Source organism: Agrobacterium sp. 22-209-1 (assembly GCF_053522485.1).
In genome coordinates this window covers 44,831-62,407 of record NZ_JBNWCH010000008.1, presented here as the reverse complement: position 1 = coordinate 62,407, position 17,577 = coordinate 44,831, and the positions used below count along the sequence as shown (strand labels likewise).

At 59.2% G+C, this 17,577-nt stretch carries 15 protein-coding genes; 5 read left to right on the top strand and 10 right to left on the bottom strand.

The features are described from left to right. Positions 1-128 precede the first annotated feature (128 nt). A complete protein-coding gene (locus tag ACQZ48_RS17505) occupies positions 129-1,037 on the top strand; it encodes a hydrogen peroxide-inducible genes activator (RefSeq protein WP_077983959.1) in 909 nt (302 codons plus the stop codon). A 27-nt stretch (positions 1,038-1,064) separates the two neighbouring features. On the opposite strand, the gene ACQZ48_RS17500 is transcribed toward ACQZ48_RS17505, so the two are convergent. Next, positions 1,065-1,607, bottom strand: a complete 543-nt coding sequence (locus tag ACQZ48_RS17500; protein WP_077983440.1) for an NUDIX hydrolase — start codon at positions 1,605-1,607, stop codon at positions 1,065-1,067. 113 nt (positions 1,608-1,720) lie between these two features. Between ACQZ48_RS17500 and ACQZ48_RS17495 the strand changes: the two genes are divergently transcribed. The 3 genes from ACQZ48_RS17495 (at position 1,721) to ku (ACQZ48_RS17485) (ending at position 4,247) form a co-directional block, all read left to right on the top strand. Further along, positions 1,721-2,365 (top strand): DUF47 family protein, encoded by a 645-nt coding sequence (locus ACQZ48_RS17495; protein ID WP_448729085.1) that lies wholly within the window; start codon positions 1,721-1,723, stop codon positions 2,363-2,365. Continuing rightward, positions 2,365-3,366 (top strand): inorganic phosphate transporter, encoded by a 1,002-nt coding sequence (locus ACQZ48_RS17490; protein ID WP_077983442.1) that lies wholly within the window; start codon positions 2,365-2,367, stop codon positions 3,364-3,366. Before ACQZ48_RS17495 ends, ACQZ48_RS17490 begins: the two co-directional genes overlap by 1 nt. 89 nt (positions 3,367-3,455) lie before the next feature. After that, on the top strand, positions 3,456-4,247 hold the full coding sequence (gene ku, locus ACQZ48_RS17485; protein ID WP_448729084.1) for a non-homologous end joining protein Ku: 792 nt from the start codon (positions 3,456-3,458) through the stop codon (positions 4,245-4,247). A 12-nt stretch (positions 4,248-4,259) separates the two neighbouring features. On the opposite strand, the gene ligD is transcribed toward ku (ACQZ48_RS17485), so the two are convergent. The 9 genes from ligD to ACQZ48_RS17440 all read right to left on the bottom strand — a co-directional run bounded on the left by ligD (position 4,260) and on the right by ACQZ48_RS17440 (position 16,327). Beyond that, positions 4,260-6,752 carry a DNA ligase D gene (gene ligD, locus ACQZ48_RS17480; protein WP_448729083.1) on the bottom strand — a complete coding sequence of 831 codons (2,493 nt, stop codon included), beginning with the start codon at positions 6,750-6,752 and terminating at the stop codon, positions 4,260-4,262. Between the two features lie 3 nt (positions 6,753-6,755). Next, a complete protein-coding gene (ku, locus tag ACQZ48_RS17475) occupies positions 6,756-7,589 on the bottom strand; it encodes a non-homologous end joining protein Ku (protein ID WP_448729082.1) in 834 nt (277 codons plus the stop codon). Beyond that, positions 7,586-7,873, bottom strand: coding sequence for a hypothetical protein (locus ACQZ48_RS17470; RefSeq protein ID WP_173991625.1), 288 nt, complete (start codon positions 7,871-7,873; stop codon positions 7,586-7,588). Before ACQZ48_RS17470 ends, ku (ACQZ48_RS17475) begins: the two co-directional genes overlap by 4 nt. A 42-nt stretch (positions 7,874-7,915) precedes the next feature. Further along, positions 7,916-8,809, bottom strand: a complete 894-nt coding sequence (locus ACQZ48_RS17465) for an SDR family oxidoreductase (RefSeq protein WP_077983492.1) — start codon at positions 8,807-8,809, stop codon at positions 7,916-7,918. 185 nt (positions 8,810-8,994) lie between these two features. Beyond that, on the bottom strand, positions 8,995-11,334 hold the full coding sequence (locus tag ACQZ48_RS17460; RefSeq protein ID WP_448729081.1) for a bifunctional diguanylate cyclase/phosphodiesterase: 2,340 nt from the start codon (positions 11,332-11,334) through the stop codon (positions 8,995-8,997). Positions 11,335-11,521: 187 nt separating this feature from the next. Continuing rightward, entirely contained in the window at positions 11,522-12,625 is a 1,104-nt protein-coding gene (locus tag ACQZ48_RS17455) for a hypothetical protein (RefSeq protein ID WP_448729143.1), read from the bottom strand. Between the two features lie 277 nt (positions 12,626-12,902). Further along, a complete protein-coding gene (locus tag ACQZ48_RS17450; RefSeq protein ID WP_448729142.1) occupies positions 12,903-14,441 on the bottom strand; it encodes an ABC transporter substrate-binding protein in 1,539 nt (512 codons plus the stop codon). 124 nt (positions 14,442-14,565) lie between these two features. Continuing rightward, on the bottom strand, positions 14,566-15,546 hold the full coding sequence (locus ACQZ48_RS17445) for a mannonate dehydratase (protein WP_448729080.1): 981 nt from the start codon (positions 15,544-15,546) through the stop codon (positions 14,566-14,568). Positions 15,547-15,613: 67 nt separating this feature from the next. Beyond that, a complete protein-coding gene (locus ACQZ48_RS17440) occupies positions 15,614-16,327 on the bottom strand; it encodes a FadR/GntR family transcriptional regulator (RefSeq protein ID WP_077983450.1) in 714 nt (237 codons plus the stop codon). Positions 16,328-16,533: 206 nt separating this feature from the next. On the opposite strand from ACQZ48_RS17440, the gene ACQZ48_RS17435 reads away from it, so the two are divergent. Then, positions 16,534-17,562, top strand: a complete 1,029-nt coding sequence (locus tag ACQZ48_RS17435; RefSeq protein WP_077983451.1) for an ABC transporter permease — start codon at positions 16,534-16,536, stop codon at positions 17,560-17,562. Positions 17,563-17,577 lie beyond the last annotated feature (15 nt).

The following is a 17,577-nucleotide window of genomic DNA, read 5'->3' as shown; positions in this document are numbered from 1 at the left end:
CATGGGAAACCGTGCAGCGACGCTGGTAACCTCTCACAGCTACAGCCTCTTTCTGTCATGAAGATGACTAACAGCCGGGTTCCATAATTTCCAATTGTATATTCTAAAGGCTGCGATATGCTGAGCTTATGATTGCGCTCTCCATGAAACATCTCCGTTATTTCGATGCGCTGGCCAAGATCGGCCATTTCGGCCGGGCGGCGGAGGCTTGCGCGATTTCCCAACCGGCGCTGTCGCTGCAGATCCGGGAGCTGGAAGAACTGATCGGCGCGCCGCTCGTCGAACGGAGCAGCCGCCAAATCCGGCTGACGGCGCTTGGTGAGGAATTCGCCGAACGAACCCGCTCGATCTTGCGTTCGGTGGATGAGTTGCAGGATCTGGCGCGGGCGCGGCATGGGCCGCTCAGCGGGCGCCTGCGCATCGGCGTCATTCCCACCGTCGCACCCTACCTTTTACCACAGATTATCAAGACACTCACGCGACATTATCCCGGACTGGAGGCTCGCCCGCGCGAGGCGGTGACGCAGAAACTCATCGACGACCTTCTGGAAGCCCGGCTGGACATGGCGATCGTCGCCCTGCCCGTCTCGGAGCCGGCGCTGGAGGAAGTTCCACTGTTTTCGGAGGAATTCATCCTTGTGCGGCCGATGGAGGATGCGGGCATGCCGGTGCCGAGCGCCGACAAGCTGGGCGAAATGCGCCTGCTGCTTTTAGAAGAAGGCCATTGTTTCCGCAACCAGGCCCTTTCCTTCTGCAGCACGACCAATGCGCCGCCGCGCGTGCTGATGGAAGGCTCCTCGCTCTCCACCCTTGTGCAGATGGTCGGCGCCGGCATCGGCGTCACGCTCATTCCGCAGATGGCGGTCGACATGGAGACACGGCAATCCACGGTCTCTGTGTTCCGACTGGCGGAGCCTCGTCCTTCCCGCACCATCGGCATCGTGTGGCGCAAGAGCAATCCGCTCTCGGCGCAGTTCGCCCATATTGCGGAGATCGTCCGCGAATGCGGCCTCCAGAAGCTGGCGGCCGCCGCCTGAAGAAATCCACCTCCCTTGTAGCGGGGCCTAGAGCTTTACGCCGCTCTGACGCTTCTTTTTGCCCTTCGGGCGAAAATCGACCAACAGCGATTTCAGCTCGATATCGCGAACGCGCCTTGCCGCCTCGTCCGGACGCACCCATTCCAGCAGGCGTTCACCGCGTTCCTTGAAACTGGTTTCCGCCTCCGTCACTTCTATCTGGAACACATCGACCATGCAGGGAACGACATCGCCATTGTCGAGCATCTTGAGATAGGTATAGCGGCCGACGGCATTCTTTTTCACCCGGCCGCGCACGCCCGCCTCCTCCCACGCCTCGATTGCCGCCGCCTCGTGCGGCTTCTTGCGTTTCATCGGCCAGCCGCGTGGAATGATCCAGCGCCCGCTGGTACGGGACGTGACAAGGAGGATTTCGACCTCCTCGCCATTGCCGGCATAACGGAAGCAGAGCGCGGCATATTGCTGCCGGAAAGCGCCAGTGAAGAGCTTTTCCGGAACCGCAGCAAGCTGCTGTAGCAATGTCAGTGCACGAGCCGGGCGGGTTTTCCGGCTTTTCTTGGTGGGTTTCATATCCGTTGATAGTGCTGATTTTCCGGGTTGCATCAATGCCCCGCGTACATTTATGACAGTTTTATGACAATCACCCCCCACAACTAATATAGCGCCATTGAGGGCCAATTCGCATGATGAGTATTTTTCGCAAGCTGATGCCGCGCGAGGACCGTTTCTTCGAGATGTTCAGCAAACATTCCGAAACCGTTATCAAAGCGGCCGAGGCCCTTGACCAACTTTTGAGCGGCGTCGACGTCGAGAAAAACTGCGACCTCATCGTCGCGCTGGAACACCAGGCGGATGACATCACCCGCGATGTGCTGCTTGCGGTCAGACGCAGCTTCATCACGCCATTCGATCGTGGCGACATCAAGGATCTCATTCAGTCGATGGATGACGCCATCGACATGATGCACAAGACCGTCAAGACCATCCGTCTTTTCGAGCAAACGGAATTCGATCCGCTGATGAAGGAAATGGGTCATGAGATCGTGCGCGCAGCCGGCCTCATCGCAGAAGCCATTCCGCTTCTCAACAAAGTCGGCACGAATGCGCATCGTCTGTCATCCATCGCCGAAGAGGTGACCCGCGTTGAAGGTCGCTCCGACGAACTTCACGATCTGGGTCTCAAGGACCTCTTCCGCCGCCACGGCGCAAGCGGCAATGCCATGGCCTATATGATCGGCAGCGAGATCTACGGCGAACTCGAAAAGGTCGTCGACCGCTTCGAGGATGTGGCCAACGAAATCAGCGGCATCGTGATCGAGAACGTCTGATGGATGTCGCACTTGCCTTGCCGCTGCTTGTCGGCCTCATCGCCATTGCGCTGTTTTTCGATTTCCTGAACGGCCTGCACGACGCCGCCAATTCCATCGCCACCATCGTTTCCACCCGCGTACTGCGCCCGCAATATGCGGTCGCCTGGGCGGCCTTCTTCAACTTTATCGCCTTCCTGTTTTTTGGCCTGCATGTGGCCGAAACGCTCGGCACCGGCATCATCGATCCGGCCATCGTGTCGCCGCAGGTGATCTTCGCGGCGCTGATCGGCGCCATCGTCTGGAACATCGTCACCTGGATTTTCGGCATTCCCTCCAGCTCGTCGCATGCGCTGATCGGCGGGCTCGTCGGTGCGGGATTTGCCAAGGTGGGTTTCAATTCCATCGTCTGGTCGGGCCTGCTGAAGACCGTGGGGGCCATTTTCATGTCGCCGGCCATCGGATTCTTCCTCGCCTTGCTTCTGGTGCTGACTGTCTCCTGGCTGTTCGTGCGGCAGACGCCCTTTGCCGTGGATCGCACCTTCCGCGTCATGCAGTTCATCTCCGCCTCGCTTTATTCGCTGGGACACGGCGGCAACGACGCGCAGAAGACCATGGGCATCATTGCCGTGCTGCTCTTCAGCCAGGGACATCTCGGCGAAAGCTTCTACGTGCCCTTCTGGGTGGTGATTTCCTGCCAGTCGGCCATGGCGCTTGGCACGCTGTTCGGCGGCTGGCGCATCGTTCATACGATGGGATCGAAAATCACCCGGCTGAACCCAATGCAGGGTTTCTGCGCCGAAACCGGCGGCGCGCTGACGCTGTTCGGTGCGACATGGCTCGGCATTCCGGTCTCCACCACCCACACGATCACCGGCGCCATCGTCGGCGTCGGCGCGGCCCGCCGTGTCTCGGCGGTGCGCTGGGGCCTTGCCGGCAATATTGTCATCGCGTGGATCGTGACCATGCCGGCGGCTGCGCTGATCTCCGCTGCGGTTTACGGGCTGACCTCGCTGTTCTGATAGCTGCATTACTGCCGCTACGGGCCGCTTCTCCCGGAACAAACGCCGCCCTTGGCTGTTGTTCCGGGAGATCAACGTGGATCGCGGACATGGCACGGCAGGTTTTTTGGAAGGGTTATTTGAAGCTGTCGCTGGTGACGGCCTCCGTCTCGCTGACACCCGCGACGACGGAAGGCAACAAATACAGTTTCCACATACTCAACCGCAAAACCGGCAACCGGGTCGAAAGCCGGTATGTCGACAGCGTCACCCATAGGCCGGTCGCGGCGAAAAACCAGGTGAAGGGTTTTCCACGCTCCGAGGACGATTACGTTCTGCTGGAGGATGACGAGATTGATGCGGTAGCGCTGGAAAGCACCCGCACCATCGATATCAAGACTTTCGTGCCGAAAGGATCGATTGACTGGATCTGGTACGACCGTCCACATTTCCTGCGCCCGGAAGACAAGATCGGCACCGAAGCCTTCAGCGTCATCCGCGAAGCCATGAAGGTGAACGATGTTTTCGGCATTGCGCGTCTGGTGATCTATCGCCGCGAAAGGGCTGTGCTCCTCGAACCTTCAGGCAAGGGCATCATTCTCTGGACGCTGCATTACGGTGAGGAAATGCGCGAAAGCATCGACTCCTTGGAGCCGAGGATGAAAATCGACCGGCCGCTGCTGGAGGCCATGGAAAAACGCATCGGCAAACAGGTGACGGGTTGGAAGCCGGCTTTGGTGCAGGACCCCATTCAGAAAAAGATCAAGTCCCTGCTGAAGTCCAAGGGCGAGGAGGCCTCCTCCTCGAAGAAGAAAACCGGCCCGAAGGCACGCAGCGGCGGCAATGTCATCAACATCATGGATGCCCTTAAGAAAAGCCTTGCTTCCGAAAAAAGACGCTGAGGTTCGATGCCTTCAGCGGGTCTTTTTCGGAAGCGGCTCGGCAGCAGTAAAAAAGCCGTCCCAAGGGTCTCTTTTCAGCGCGGAAAGGCGCGCGGCGATATTGCTGACGGTGAAATGGGCCGGGCCGATCTCGGCCGTCAGCTCCGACCATTCGAGCGGCACTGAAATGGCCGCCCCTGGCCGGGCGCGCGTCGAATAGGCGGCGACCGCCGTATTGCCCCGGCCATTGCGCAGATAATCAATGAAGATACGGCCCTGCCGTTTCGCCTTGGTGGCGACGGAGAGATATTTCTCCGGTTCGGCCTTCGACATATCCGTTGCCATGGCTTTCGCGAAGGCCTTGACCGGCGCCCAGCCCGCCTGCGGCTTCAACGGTGCGACGACATGCAACCCCTTGCCGCCGGACGTCTTGACGAAAGCGGCAAGACCCGCCTCTTCGAAACGCCGCTTCAGTTCCTGCGCCGCCTCGATCACCGCCTCCCAGGCCACATCCTCGCCAGGGTCGATATCCATGGTGATCATATCAGGCTTTTCCCAGTTGGCGGTGGTTGCCCCCCAAGGGTGGATTTCAAGCGCGGCGGACTGCACAAGCGCCATCAGGCCATTGAAATCGGTGATGCGGATCAGCGGTTCGCCGCCCCGGTCCTTCGGATCCTTGATTTGCTCGATTGCCTTGTTGATGCCGCGCCAGGCGTGTTTCTGGAAAAAACGCTGGCCCTCTATGCCCTCCGGGCAACGCAGCAGCGCGAGCGGCCGGTTGACCACGAAGGGCGCCATGTGCCGCCAGACCTGCGCATAATAGTCGGCCAGTCCCTCCTTCGTCACGCCATCGTCCGGCCAGTAGAGCCGGTCGGGGTGAGTGAACTTGATCTTCGACTGCGGCGCCTTGCTATTCGACACGACCTTCTCCTCGCGTTCGATCTCCCCAGCCGGCTTGTCTTCCCGTAGACCCCGGAAGGAGGCGTGACGAAGATTGCCATCTCCCGACCATGCGCGGAACTCCACTTCCGCCACCAGTTCCGGCTCCACGAAATGGAGATTGCGGCGGGCAAGCGCGGTGAGCTTGTCACCGAAGGGGCTGCCCTTGCGTTCCAGCGGCTTCAGCCGGCCAAGCAGCATTTCCGCCACGTCGCCCGTATAACCCGTCCCGACACGGCCGACATGGCGCAGCTTGCCTTTTTCATAAACGCCGAGTGCAAGCGAACCAATGGCTTGGTCCGATGTCGAGGAGACGGTATAACCGCCGATGACGAATTCCTGTCGCATCGAACATTTGGATTTTACCCATTCGCCCATGCGGCCGGAAACATATTTGCTGTTCCTGACCTTGGAAATGACGCCTTCGAGGCTCAGCCGGCAGGCATGGTCTAGGACAAGCGCGCCACTTTCTTCGAAATGCTGACTGTAGCGGAGATGGGGATCGCCTGCCGGCAACAGCTTTTCCAGCAGTGCCTTTCGCTCGCTCAATGCCGCAGCGCGCAGATCGCTGCCATCGAGATAAAGAAGGTCGAAGGCATAGAATACGAAGCGGTCACTGCGCCCTTCGCTCAGATCCTTCTGCAAGGCGGAGAAATCCGATGCGCCGTTATCGCCTTCAACGACGATTTCGCCATCGATCAACGCCGTTTCTGTCGGTAGCGCCGTCAGCGCGGATGCTACGGCATCACCGAATTTTTCCGTCCAGTCGAGCCCGCTGCGGGTCAGCAGCTGAAGCTTGCCTTGATCGATACGCGCCTGCAACCGGTAACCGTCGAACTTGATTTCATGCAGCCAGCGATCTCCACTCGGCGGTTTAGGCTTCAGGGTGGCGAGCGCCGGCGGAACGAAAGATGGCATAGTCAGTTTGCGTGCACCTTTGGGCAGCACATGCGCCTGTTTCTTGCCCGACGTCGAAGCGAGGGCCTTTTTCGATACCGGCTTGGAATTCCACGTATCCTTCGGTTTGGCTGCGACTTCCTCGACGCTGCGCCCGGTTTTTACGGATTCCGGCCGTTCTTCGAGAATATCCGCGCCACCCTTATGCCTCGCCTCCTCGTCATCGCCCTTGATCAGCAGCCAGTTCTCCCGGTTTTCTCCGGGCTTTCCATGCATGCGCACCAGATGCCAGCGGCCTCTCAGCTTTTCGCCGTCCAATTCGAACTCCAGATGGCCTTTGCGATAACCCTTGCGCGCATCACCGATCGGCTGCCAGGTACCGCGATCCCAGACGATCACCGTGCCGCCGCCATATTGTCCTTTCGGGATGACGCCCTCGAAATCGCCATAGCTGAGCGGATGGTCTTCCACATGCACGGCAAGGCGCTTGTCCTCGGGATTAAGGCTAGGGCCGCGCGTCACCGCCCAGCTTTTCAGCACGCCGTCCATTTCTAGCCGAAAATCATAGTGCAGTCGGCGGGCATCGTGCTTCTGGATAACGAAGCTCGACCCTTGCTTTTCGGCCTTCGTGCCTTTGGGCTCCGGTGTCTTGTCGAAACTGCGCTTGGCGTTGTAGGTCTGCAATCCCATAGATCAGCTCGCTTTCCGCGGCGCCTTGCGGCCTTTTGCCGTCGCTCTTTTCTTGCTGTCCTTTTCGGCCCCGGCGCTGCGACGCAGGGCCTCCTTGAGATCGATGATATTGTCTTCCTTGCGTGGCGGCTGTTTCTCGATTTCCCGGCCCTCGATCTTGGCTTTCACTAGTTCTGCCAGCGCATCGTTGTAACGGTCGCTATAGTCGGCGGGATCGAAGGTGCCTGCGCGCTTTTCGATGATGTGCCCGGCGAGCTCGAGCATTTCTTCATCGAACTCGATGTCAGGGATCGACTTGAAGACCGATGTCTGCGAACGGACCTCGTAGCTGAAATTCAGCGTCGTCGCGACGAGAGCCTTACCGCACGGACGGATCAGCAGGACACGGTTGCGGCGGAAAAGCACCGCTTCGCCGAGAGCTGCGACATTCTCGTCGTTCATGGCTTTCGCCAGAAGCGTCAACGCCTCTTCACCACCCTCACCGCTTGGCGCGAGATAATAAGACTTGTCGAAATAAAGCTTGTCGATTTCGTCACAGGGCAGAAAGTGACTGATGCGGATAACCTTGTCGCTTTCCGGCATCAGCTTTGCGATCTCGTCTCCCTCAATGACGATATGGTCGCCATTGTCGAGTTCGTATCCCTTGACCTGATCTTCGCGAAGAACCGCCTCGCCGGTATCGCTATCGAAATATTGCCGCTCGACGCGGTGGCCGGTCTTGCGGTTGACGATATTGAAGGAGATTTTCTCCGCCGAGGTCAGTGCGGAATAAAGACCGACTTCGCAGTTGAAATCGGCGAAGGTCAGCTTGCCTCTCCAGCTCGCTCTCCGGTTCATGCTCGTCGTCCCTCGTCATCGCTGTGGGAGGACGTTTCTCCGCGTCGGCCGCTGGCCAGAATGCGCTCGATGGCGGGCACGTCCGCCTCTGCCAGAACCGGTACCGGGTCGGACGCCATGGCTTCAAGCACCTCCGGCGACAGCCCGCCATTGCGGATGACCCATTCCATCGCCTCGCGGGTTTGCCGCTCGGCTTTCAACTGTGCATAAAGCGCCAGTATCAGCCGGTCGCGGACATCCAAGCTCTTCAAATTCCTTTCTGAATGGTCTGCCTGCCGTTTCATTTGGAAATCCTCATGGGCTCGTCCGGCATGGCGGGCATCGCCTCAGGCAATGCCCCTGCCGCCAGTCACACCATAAACTTCGCCATTGATGAAGCTCGCATCCTGCGACGCCAGCAGCACATAAACGGGCGCCAGTTCCACCGGTTGTCCCGGACGGCCGAAATCGCTGTCCTTGCCGAAATTCTTCACCTTCTCGTCCGGCTGGCCGCCGCTTGGCTGAAGCACCGTCCAGAACGGACCGGGAGCAACGGAATTGGCGCGCACACCTTTTTCGATGAGCTGTTTGGCCAGCGCTTTTGTGTAGGCGACGATACCGGCTTTGGTGGTTGCGTAATCTAGCAGGATTGCGGAGGGCTCATATGCCTGGATCGAGGCGGTCGTGATCACCGACGACCCCGGCTTGAGATAGGGAACAGCCGCCTGGGCAATCCAGTGAAGCGCATAAAGATTGGTCTTCATGGTTTGGTCGAAGTCGGCTGTCGACAATTCCTCTATGTCGTCACGATACTGCTGTCTTGCGGCATTGATGACCAGAATATCCAGTCCGTCGAGATCGCCTGCTGCTTTCTCAACCAGTTCACGGCACCACGCCTCATCGGTAATATCGCCGGGCAGCGCCACGGCTGTTCGACCTTCCGCCTCAATCAGCGCCACAACTTCCTCGGCGTCGGCTTCTTCTTCCGGCAGGTAGGAGATCGCCACATCCGCGCCCTCCCGCGCAAAGGCGATAGCGACCGCGCGGCCGATGCCTGAATCGCCTCCGGTGATAAGCGCCTTGCGCCCAGCAAGCTTGCCGGCGCCGCGATAGGTCTTCTCACCATGGTCCGGGAAAGGCGTCATATTCGTCACCAGACCAGGCATTTCCTGGGTCGGGGTGGAAAACGGCGGGCGCGGATACTGGCTGCGCGGGTCTTGCGGCTCGAGGCGGTCTGTCATCGCGGTCTCTCCCATAGATAGGTTTATCCATCCGTGGCGCGTTCGCTGACAGGCAGGCATACCGCCCGGTCGGGCTGACAGCGGCATGGACGCGCCACACGCTAACCTAACGATCTGCCTTGGCTCTCGTTCCATCGGGCACGGGAAAGGAGGGCGGCGGCACCATTGTGCCGTCGCATGTTTTATCAAACGGGGTGTCTCTTCCGTCTGGCAGGGTTTGCCGCCGGCGCGGGCGCGACATCCGGTTTTCCGAAAAGATAGCCCTGCGCTTGCGCGCAACCCTCATCGACCACCATGCGGTATTGCGCATCCGTTTCAATCCCCTCTGCCGTCACCGGCAGATCGAGGCTGCGGCCAAGCCCGATTACCGCGCGCACGATGGCGCGGGCATTGTCATCGTCGCTCATGGCGGCGATGAAGCTTCGGTCGATCTTGATCTTGTCGAAGGGGAAGCTCTGCAGGTTGCTAAGCGAGGAGTAACCGGTACCGAAATCGTCCATGACGATGGCAACGCCGAGCGCCTTCAACTGGTTGAGGATGATCAGCGTCGCCTTGCGGTCTTTCAAAAGCGCGGCTTCGGTGATTTCCAGCTCCAGCCGGTTCGGCGAAAGCCCGGTCTGCATCAGTGCGGTGCAGACGACATGGCCGAGATTGGCCAACGAGAATTGCAACGGCGAGACATTCACCGCGATCTTCAGATGTGGCGCCCAAGTGCTTGCCTGGCGGCAGGCCTCGCGCAGCACCCATTCGCCGAGCGAGATGATGATACCGCTCTCCTCGGCAATCGGAATGAAGACATCCGGCGGCACGACGCCGCGCGTTGGGTGCTGCCAGCGCACCAGCGCCTCGTAACCGACCACCTGGCCGCATTCGACCGAAAGGACCGGCTGATAATTCAGCAGCAGTTCGTTGCGATTAATAGCGAGCCGCAAATCCGTCTCGAGCTGGCGGCGTTCGCGCGCTTCCTGGTCCATCAGGGGGTCATAGAAGGCCAATATGCCGCGCCCGCCCATCTTGGCGCGGTAAAGCGCCAGATCGGCGGCATGCATGATGCTTTCGTGGTCCTTCCCGTCCCGCGGAAAGACGGCGATGCCGATGCTGACGCCAACGGAAGTCGGATCGTTGGCGACATTCATCTTCAGCGCGAACATGCCAAGGATCGTCTCTGCCAGCAAACGGGCCTCTTCCGCCCTGGTTTGCCGTGCGGTCAGAATGACGAATTCATCGCCGCCGAGGCGGGCGACCACATCGCCTGCCCTTGCACATTCATCGAGAATAGCGGCGACCTTTTTCAAAACACGGTCCCCTTCGGCATGGCCGAATATGTCGTTGACCGCCTTGAAGCGGTCGAGATCGAGCGCCAGAAGCGCGAATTGGTCCTCCTCGTCGCAGAGCTCGATCTGCTGGTGAAGGCGGGTCTGGAACATGGTGCGGTTGGAAAGGCCTGTCAGGACGTCGTGGCGGGCGAGATATTCGATTTCCCGCTGCGCTTCGCGCTTTTCCGTCAGGTCGCGAATGGCCATCACCTCGCAAGGATGGCCGCGAAATTCGATCGTGCGCACACTAAGCTCGAATATTTGCGCCTGGCCGGCGCGCTCGCGAACCGCCTCCACCGGTGTGTGGCGCGGCAGATAGGCGGGCTGTCCGTCGATGGCCTTGAAAAGATCGTCGGGATTTTGTCCGATCAGCGACGCTTCCTCCCGACCCAGAAGGCCGGCAAAGCGGGTGTTAAGCTCCACAATCCGCCCATCGCGCACGACGGCGAGACCATCGAGCGTCGCATCCACAAGCCCCTTGAGATCGACAAGGTAACGATCCACAAGAGCAGCAGCGGCAGTGGTGGACAGGATCAGGAAGGTGACGCCGGAAATGGCGCAGATCATGATCAGCCGGGCGACATTGTCGGGATCAGGCCCGGATACGGATGGATCCGGCGAAAGCACCGTGGCCGACATGGCCGTGAAATGCAGTGCGCAGATCGCGAAGATCGCCGATCCGGCCGGCGCGGCGATGCGCTGCCAGGAGCCGAGGCGACGGAAAAGGAAAAACGCCAGAAGAAACGACACCCAGGCGACCGCAAAACCACCCACCACCGCGCTCCACCTGTAGCTGATCGTGGCTGCGACATCCATTCCGGCCATTCCGACGAAATGCATGACGGCGACCGACAAGGTGATGAGCGTGCCGACGATCACCGGGCTGTGAGCGGCCTGCGAGCGTGTAATGAGCGCAAACCAGAAACCGAAAACGGCCAGAACCGCAGAAAGAGCCGTGAAGGCGAAATCATAACCGATCGGGACCGCACCCTTGTAGGCCAGCATGGCGACGAAATGCGTCGCCCAGACGCTCAGTCCCCCGGCAAAGGCCGCAACCAGCACCCAGTAGGGTTTGCGGCCAGCCGGACTTTCTTCCGCGCGCAATAAAAGATGAAAAAAAGCAAACATGCCAAGAAGGCAGATAACAGCCGCGATAAGCACGACCGCGTGGTCGTGCTGTATGGCAACGCATTCCAGAACCGTGAACATGACGCACTCTCCCAGCCTCTGAAGAACCGCTCAGGATGGCACTATGGGAATGGTTTATTTATAAATCTCTAATGCAACCATTGATAATTGTTTCAATATTTTTTCGCGCACGAAAAAGAAAGCGGGCCGGCGCGCCAGGCTGTCACGCTTATGGCAAACCGACCCGGGAAAATCATCGACCGAAACTTTATTTCCAGCTTCGGTAATCTGCCGCGGCACATCCGAAAGGCGCCGCGCCATCGGCGAAACGCTCCTGCAACCGGGCGCAACCCCATTCGTTAAGCGCCGCCGGCAGCATGTTGTTGATGTCCATTCCGGGCGAGTTGAACTGCGAGGGAGCGCTTGTGACATACCACAGCCAGTAACCGAACACCGCGACGACGATGACGGCGACGATCGCAGCGAAAATGCCCAGTCTGCGCAGCAGGCCCGGTCCCTTCTTCATCGCCGCGGCCTGGGCCGTTGCAGCCTCCTGCGCCTCACTGGCGAGCATCGGGGCAATTGATGCAAGGGCTTCCGCCCTTTCCTGCTCGGTCAGGTCGATCCGCTCCAGCCGGTCGTCGAGCAGAACCGGCAAGGCGCTGTCGCCATGCAGGACCGCCAGCGCCACATCCTGTTTTCCGGTGTGACCAATGACAACGGGAATGCGGCCCCGCTCCAGATGCGCAAAAGATTGCCGCTTGGTTTTATCGTCCCTCACCGTATCGGCATAGGTGACGAAGAGACGGCTGCGTTTTTCGGCAACCGCCGTCAGCGCCACCGGAATGACGGACAAAGGCTCAGGTTTGCGCAGTTGCAGACGAACCCGCAGGATCCGCAGAAGCGTGAACAGCATCGCCAGACTGCCGAAACCGAGCAGGACAACGAACACGCCAAGCGTGATGATGCGGTTCCAGAGCATGTCGAGACCCAGCGAAATCGTTGCGAGTTCCGGGTTCTTCGCGGAGATGACCAGTCCGGTTTCATAATCGCCGGAATGGAAATCGACGAACATGACCTCGACATCTTTCTTGTAGCTTACGCCCGCATGGTCATAGGAAAGATCGGCCTTGCAGGTCGTGAAGATCGCCTTGCGCGTCTTGCAGCTGCCGCTGATATCGCCGCTTTCAATCTCCAGCGGATTTTTGCTGATCTGATAGTCGCGCAATATGCCCGGGCCTTCGGCGACAAGCATGACGACCGTGATGGCCAGAAGCACCGGAATGGAAAAATAATAGGCTGCAGGCGCCGAAATGACGCCGCGTTTGAGGCTCAGCGGCCGCGACGGAAGTTTTATCTGTGCAAGGTTCATTGTCGTCAACGCATTCTTCGGGAGGTGGGTGAGCGGAGTTCGCGACTCTCGCACGACGGAAGGAACAGTTGCGGGACGGTCTAAACCGATGAAGTCCTTGAGAAAACCCCCTGAAATTGTGGGATGACGGCGGCAATCGCCTGTTGCCGCGTTGCTTCGTGAACGCAAAGCGCCGGATGAACCTTGCGGCGGAAGCCTTCCGGGGCACGGGCCAAAAACCTCATAAAAACGGGCGGTAAAGCCGCCCGTCACTTGTTGCAAAGGCTGTCGTTTGTCCTCAGTCCTTCGTTACGTTTTCAAGCCGCGTCGTCTGGCTGGGATGCCCCACATAATCCTTGACGCGCGCATTCAGCACGATCGGCTCGAACCTCTCAAACATCGGCAGCACCGCCGGTTTCTGGGCGACGAACATTTCCTGCATCTGCGTGTAGATTTCGCCACGCTTCTTGGCATCGGGTTCCAGCGACGCCTTTGCCGTGAGCGCCGTCAGTTCCGGAATGTCCCAGGCCGAGCGCCAGACGAAATTGCCGGCATTGTTGGCAGCCAGCGAATTATCGGGGTTGGACGAAAACTGCTCCATCGAGCCCAGCACATTCGGCATGTAGGCGCCGGTCTGCGGAATGAGCAGATCGAAATCCCGCGCGCGGTGGGCGGCAATAACCTCCGAACCGTTCCCCTGCTGGATGTTGACCTTGATGCCGATCTGGCTGAGCGAGGCCTGGATGGCGGTGGCGAGATCGATGCGCGGCGTCTGCGCAATCGTTTTCAGAGTGAGCGTGAAGCCGTTCTCATAACCGGCCTCCTTGAGGAGAGCCTTCGCCTTCTCCACATCGAGCTTCCAGTCAGGGCTCGCAATGGCGTATTCGAAGTTTTGCGGCACCGGCACCGTGCGCGCCTTGCCATAAGGACCCATGATGGTCTTTTCCATGCCCTTGTAGTCAATGCCATAGGCAATCGCTTCGCGGACCTTGGGGTTGGACAAAGGCTCCTTGCCGGCATTCATGGACAGGACGTAAAAGCCGCCCGTCGGCACGCGCTGGATCTGGAAACCCTCCTTGTTGTTGAAGGTTGCAAGGTCGGCAGCCGTCAGCGCACTGGCGATGTCGATATCACCGCGCTCCAGCATCAGGCGCTCAACCTGGCTTTCCGGCACATGCCGCACGATGACGCGGCGCATTTTCGGGCTACCGGCCACGTAGTTCTTGTTGGCCTCGAGAATGATGATCTCATTGGGCGACCAGCGATTGAGCGTAAAGGGACCGGAACCGGCGGAATTGGTTCTCAGCCAGCCATTGCCCCAGTCGCCATTGCTTTCATGCGACTTGAGTTCCTTGCTGTCGACGACGCTGGCGATGACCATGGCCAGACGATAGAGGAGCAGTTCGGAGGTCGTCTCGCCGGAAAGATCGAGGCGAACCGTCTTTTCATCGGGTGCGCTGACCAGCCTGTCGATATTATCGGCGTTATAACCCACGCGCTTCAGATTGGCGGCTGCGGCCTGGTTCATCTTCAGCAGGCGAGTGAGCGAATAGACGACGTCGGCCGAGGTTACGGGATTGCCCGAAGCGAAATTGGCCTCGCGCAGATGAAAGGTGATGCCCTTGTCATCCGTCTCCCAGCGCTCGGCAAGTTGGGGGGAAACCTTGCCCGAACCATCGACGGAAATCAGGCGGTCATAGAGATTGGCCATGATTTCATTGGCCTTTGCCTCCGTCGCCTGGTGCGGATCAAGAGACAGGACCTGCGCCAGCGACGTTCCAATGACCAGCTGGTCGTTGGGGGTTTTGGCCGCGACGGGCGATCCCTGCACGAGCATTGCGCCCAGAACGGTGGTGAATGCGAGACGGATTAGTGTTCTTTTCATACCTGCTCCTCCTACAGATTGGTAATTCATGTTCAGGAAAAAGCCGCGACGCCGGATGCGCCGCGAGCCAGAATGGTCAAAGATGTTTGTTATCAAGCGCTTCGATCAGGGCTGCGATGTAGCCGTAACAGAAGGCGAAAGCGACGCCGACGGGATCGCGCCCGGCAATCGTCGGTACATGGTCCGGCATGATCATGTAGCGATAACCGAGCTCATGATAGAGTTTCAGCGACCGCACCATGTCCATGTCGCCCTCATCGGGGAATGTCTCCATGAAGGAGAGCTTGCCGCCGCTGATGTTGCGAAAATGGACGTTGAAAATCTTGTCGCGACTACCGAACCAGCGAATGATGTCGTCGATCTCCTCGCGCGGATTATCGAGCATCTCGCCGATCGACCCCTGGCAGAAATTCAGACCATGATAGGGGCTCTCGCGCATCTGCACGAATTTCTTCAGCCCCTCGACCGTGCCGAGAACGCGTGTCACCCCCTTGTAACCCGGCGGGGTATAAGGATCGTGCGGATGGCAGGCGAGACGCACCTTGTTGCTTTCAGCCACCGGCACCACGCGCTCGAGGAAATAGTCGATGCGTTCCCAGTTCTCATCTTCGGAAAGAACGCCGGCGAGGCCCGGCGCGGCATCGTGGTCCGCCTTGTCCCAACGCCAGGCTTCATTGAGCGAACCGCCACGTCCGCGCTCCATTTCCGTGCGCGGAATGCCGATGAGGTTGAGATTGTATTTCGCCGCAGGGATTCCGGCCCTGCCGATATTTTCGATCATCGTGCAGACGGCATCGATCTGCCGGTCGCGATCCGGCCCGGCAAGCAGGATATCGGGATAGGACGCCTCTTCAATGGGCCGCGATGGCAGGGGCAATTGCACCATGTCGAGAACGAGGCCAAAGCTTTCGACCTTGTCTCGGTGACGCTCGAAGTCCTCGAAAGTCCAGCTCGCGGGCTTTCCGGGCGGATCCGCATTGATATTTTTGACGCCAAGCTGCGCCCAAACCTTGAAATCCTCATCATCGCGCGCAGCAACCTGGGTGCCGACATACATCGATTCTCTCCTCTCTCCATACAAGTCATCATATGACATCGCATGAAATAAGATGAGTGTCGAGATGCTATTGCGCTTCCGACAGCAACCTGTATCGACGCTGGCTGGCAAGCATATGTTCGCGCATGGCTTTTCGCGCCGCATCCGGGTCTTGTTCGACGATGGCGCGCAGGATTGCCTCGTGCTCGGCCTGCACTTTGCGAAGATAATTCGCATCACCGGTTTCCGGCAGCGTCGGGAATTGCCCACGCGGTATCGAGCGCGAGCCGAACTGACGCAGAGCCTCCAGATAAAAGCGGTTGTTGGTGGCGATCGCGATGGCCGTATGGAACTCATAATCGGCATCGACGGTGGTTTCACCCGCATCGATGGCGCGGGCCATTTTCCGGTGCGCTGCAGAGATTGCGGCCTCCTGCTGGGCGGTGCGGCGATAGGCGGCGATTGCGGCCGCCTCCCCTTCGGTCGCAAGCCTGAACTCCAGCATTTCCAGCGTTTCCGCGATGGTGCCGACTTCGGTTTGCGTCAGCTTCACGCCGGCCCACTCACTGGCGTTGCTGACAAAAACCCCCTTGCCCTGGATGGGAACGACATAGCCGGCGGAACGCAAATCCGCGATCGCCTCGCGAACCACGGTGCGGCTCACGCCATAGCTGCGCTCAAGCTCCGGTTCGGTGGGAAGCTGATCCCCATTCTTCAGTTTTCCACTGCGAATTTCTGCGCTGAGATTATCGATGATCTGTTGCGCCCGCCTCTCCCGCGGCCTCGCCTTGTCGCCCATCATGCCACTCTTCCCTCTTGCAGAATACGAATCCCTTCGTTACTCATATGATGACATGACCGCACATCATATGTTTTCATGTTAACTCAGGGAGGAGTTGGGATGAAGTACCATCGAGAGTTTTTGCAAAGGAGAATTGCGCGTCTGCGGCGAGCAGCGTGCAATACCCTGGCCGCTGACGGCTTTCTTACAGGGAAGTGCGGCCAGCAATGACGGAGATCTCACTGCGCGGGCTTGGACATCGTTTCCTGCAACTGATCGTCAGCCTCTTCATTCTTCTGTGCATCACCTTCATCATCGGCCGGGTCATGCCGACCGATCCGGTCGGTGCCATCGTCGGCGAACTTGCCGACCCCAAGGCGTACGAGGCCATGCGGGCGCGGCTGGGGCTCGACCTGCCGCTTTACCAGCAATTTTTCATATACCTGCGCGGACTGCTGCATGGCGATTTCGGCATTGCTATCCTCACCGGCAACCCGGTTACCCGCGATCTGGCTCAGGCCTTTCCCGCAACCTTCGAACTTGCCACGCTGGCGATCATCATCTCGACGGTCATCGGCGTCCCACTCGGTCTTGCCGCCGCTCTCTTCCGCGACACCTTCATCGACAAGTTCGCGCGGGTTTTTGCGCTTGTGGGGCATTCGATACCGGTCTTCTGGTTTGGCATCGTCGGGCTGGTGATCTTTTATGCGAACCTTAACCTTGTCGCCGGGCCCGGTCGGGTCGACGTCTTCTACGAAGGCATTGTCGAGCCGAAGACGGGGTTGATGCTCGTCGACAGCCTGCTTGCGGGCGAGACGGAAATCTTCTGGAACGCGCTTGGGCATATCATCCTGCCGGCCATCATCCTCGCCTATATGGCCATGGCCTACATCACCCGCATGACGAGGGCATTCACCCTTGAACAGCTCAGCCAGGACTATGTCATCGCAGCACGAGCGAAGGGCGTCAGCCCGGCACGCACCATAACCCGGCATGTACTGCCCAACATCGCCGTGCAGCTCATCACCGTTCTGGCTATCTCCTACGGCAACCTGCTGGAAGGCGCCGTGGTGACCGAGATCGTTTTTTCCTGGCCCGGCATCGGCCAGTACATGACGAATGCGCTGCTCATCGGCGATATGAATGCAATCCTCGCCGCCACAATCGTCATCGGCTTCATATTCATGTTGCTCAACTTCCTTGCCGATCTGGCCTACACCACGCTTGATCCCCGTACACGGGAGGCTGCACGATGACTGATATCGCGCATA

Coding starts and splice junctions, on each gene's coding strand:
- ACQZ48_RS17505 (WP_077983959.1), top strand. CDS start 129: ATGATTGCGCTCTCCATGAAACATCTCCGTTATTTCGATGCGCTGGCC.
- ACQZ48_RS17500 (WP_077983440.1), bottom strand. CDS start 1,607: ATGAAACCCACCAAGAAAAGCCGGAAAACCCGCCCGGCTCGTGCACTG.
- ACQZ48_RS17495 (WP_448729085.1), top strand. CDS start 1,721: ATGATGAGTATTTTTCGCAAGCTGATGCCGCGCGAGGACCGTTTCTTC.
- ACQZ48_RS17490 (WP_077983442.1), top strand. CDS start 2,365: ATGGATGTCGCACTTGCCTTGCCGCTGCTTGTCGGCCTCATCGCCATT.
- ku (WP_448729084.1), top strand. CDS start 3,456: ATGGCACGGCAGGTTTTTTGGAAGGGTTATTTGAAGCTGTCGCTGGTG.
- ligD (WP_448729083.1), bottom strand. CDS start 6,752: ATGGGATTGCAGACCTACAACGCCAAGCGCAGTTTCGACAAGACACCG.
- ku (WP_448729082.1), bottom strand. CDS start 7,589: ATGAACCGGAGAGCGAGCTGGAGAGGCAAGCTGACCTTCGCCGATTTC.
- ACQZ48_RS17470 (WP_173991625.1), bottom strand. CDS start 7,873: ATGAAACGGCAGGCAGACCATTCAGAAAGGAATTTGAAGAGCTTGGAT.
- ACQZ48_RS17465 (WP_077983492.1), bottom strand. CDS start 8,809: ATGACAGACCGCCTCGAGCCGCAAGACCCGCGCAGCCAGTATCCGCGC.
- ACQZ48_RS17460 (WP_448729081.1), bottom strand. CDS start 11,334: ATGTTCACGGTTCTGGAATGCGTTGCCATACAGCACGACCACGCGGTC.
- ACQZ48_RS17455 (WP_448729143.1), bottom strand. CDS start 12,625: ATGAACCTTGCACAGATAAAACTTCCGTCGCGGCCGCTGAGCCTCAAA.
- ACQZ48_RS17450 (WP_448729142.1), bottom strand. CDS start 14,441: ATGCTCGTGCAGGGATCGCCCGTCGCGGCCAAAACCCCCAACGACCAG.
- ACQZ48_RS17445 (WP_448729080.1), bottom strand. CDS start 15,546: ATGTATGTCGGCACCCAGGTTGCTGCGCGCGATGATGAGGATTTCAAG.
- ACQZ48_RS17440 (WP_077983450.1), bottom strand. CDS start 16,327: ATGATGGGCGACAAGGCGAGGCCGCGGGAGAGGCGGGCGCAACAGATC.
- ACQZ48_RS17435 (WP_077983451.1), top strand. CDS start 16,534: ATGACGGAGATCTCACTGCGCGGGCTTGGACATCGTTTCCTGCAACTG.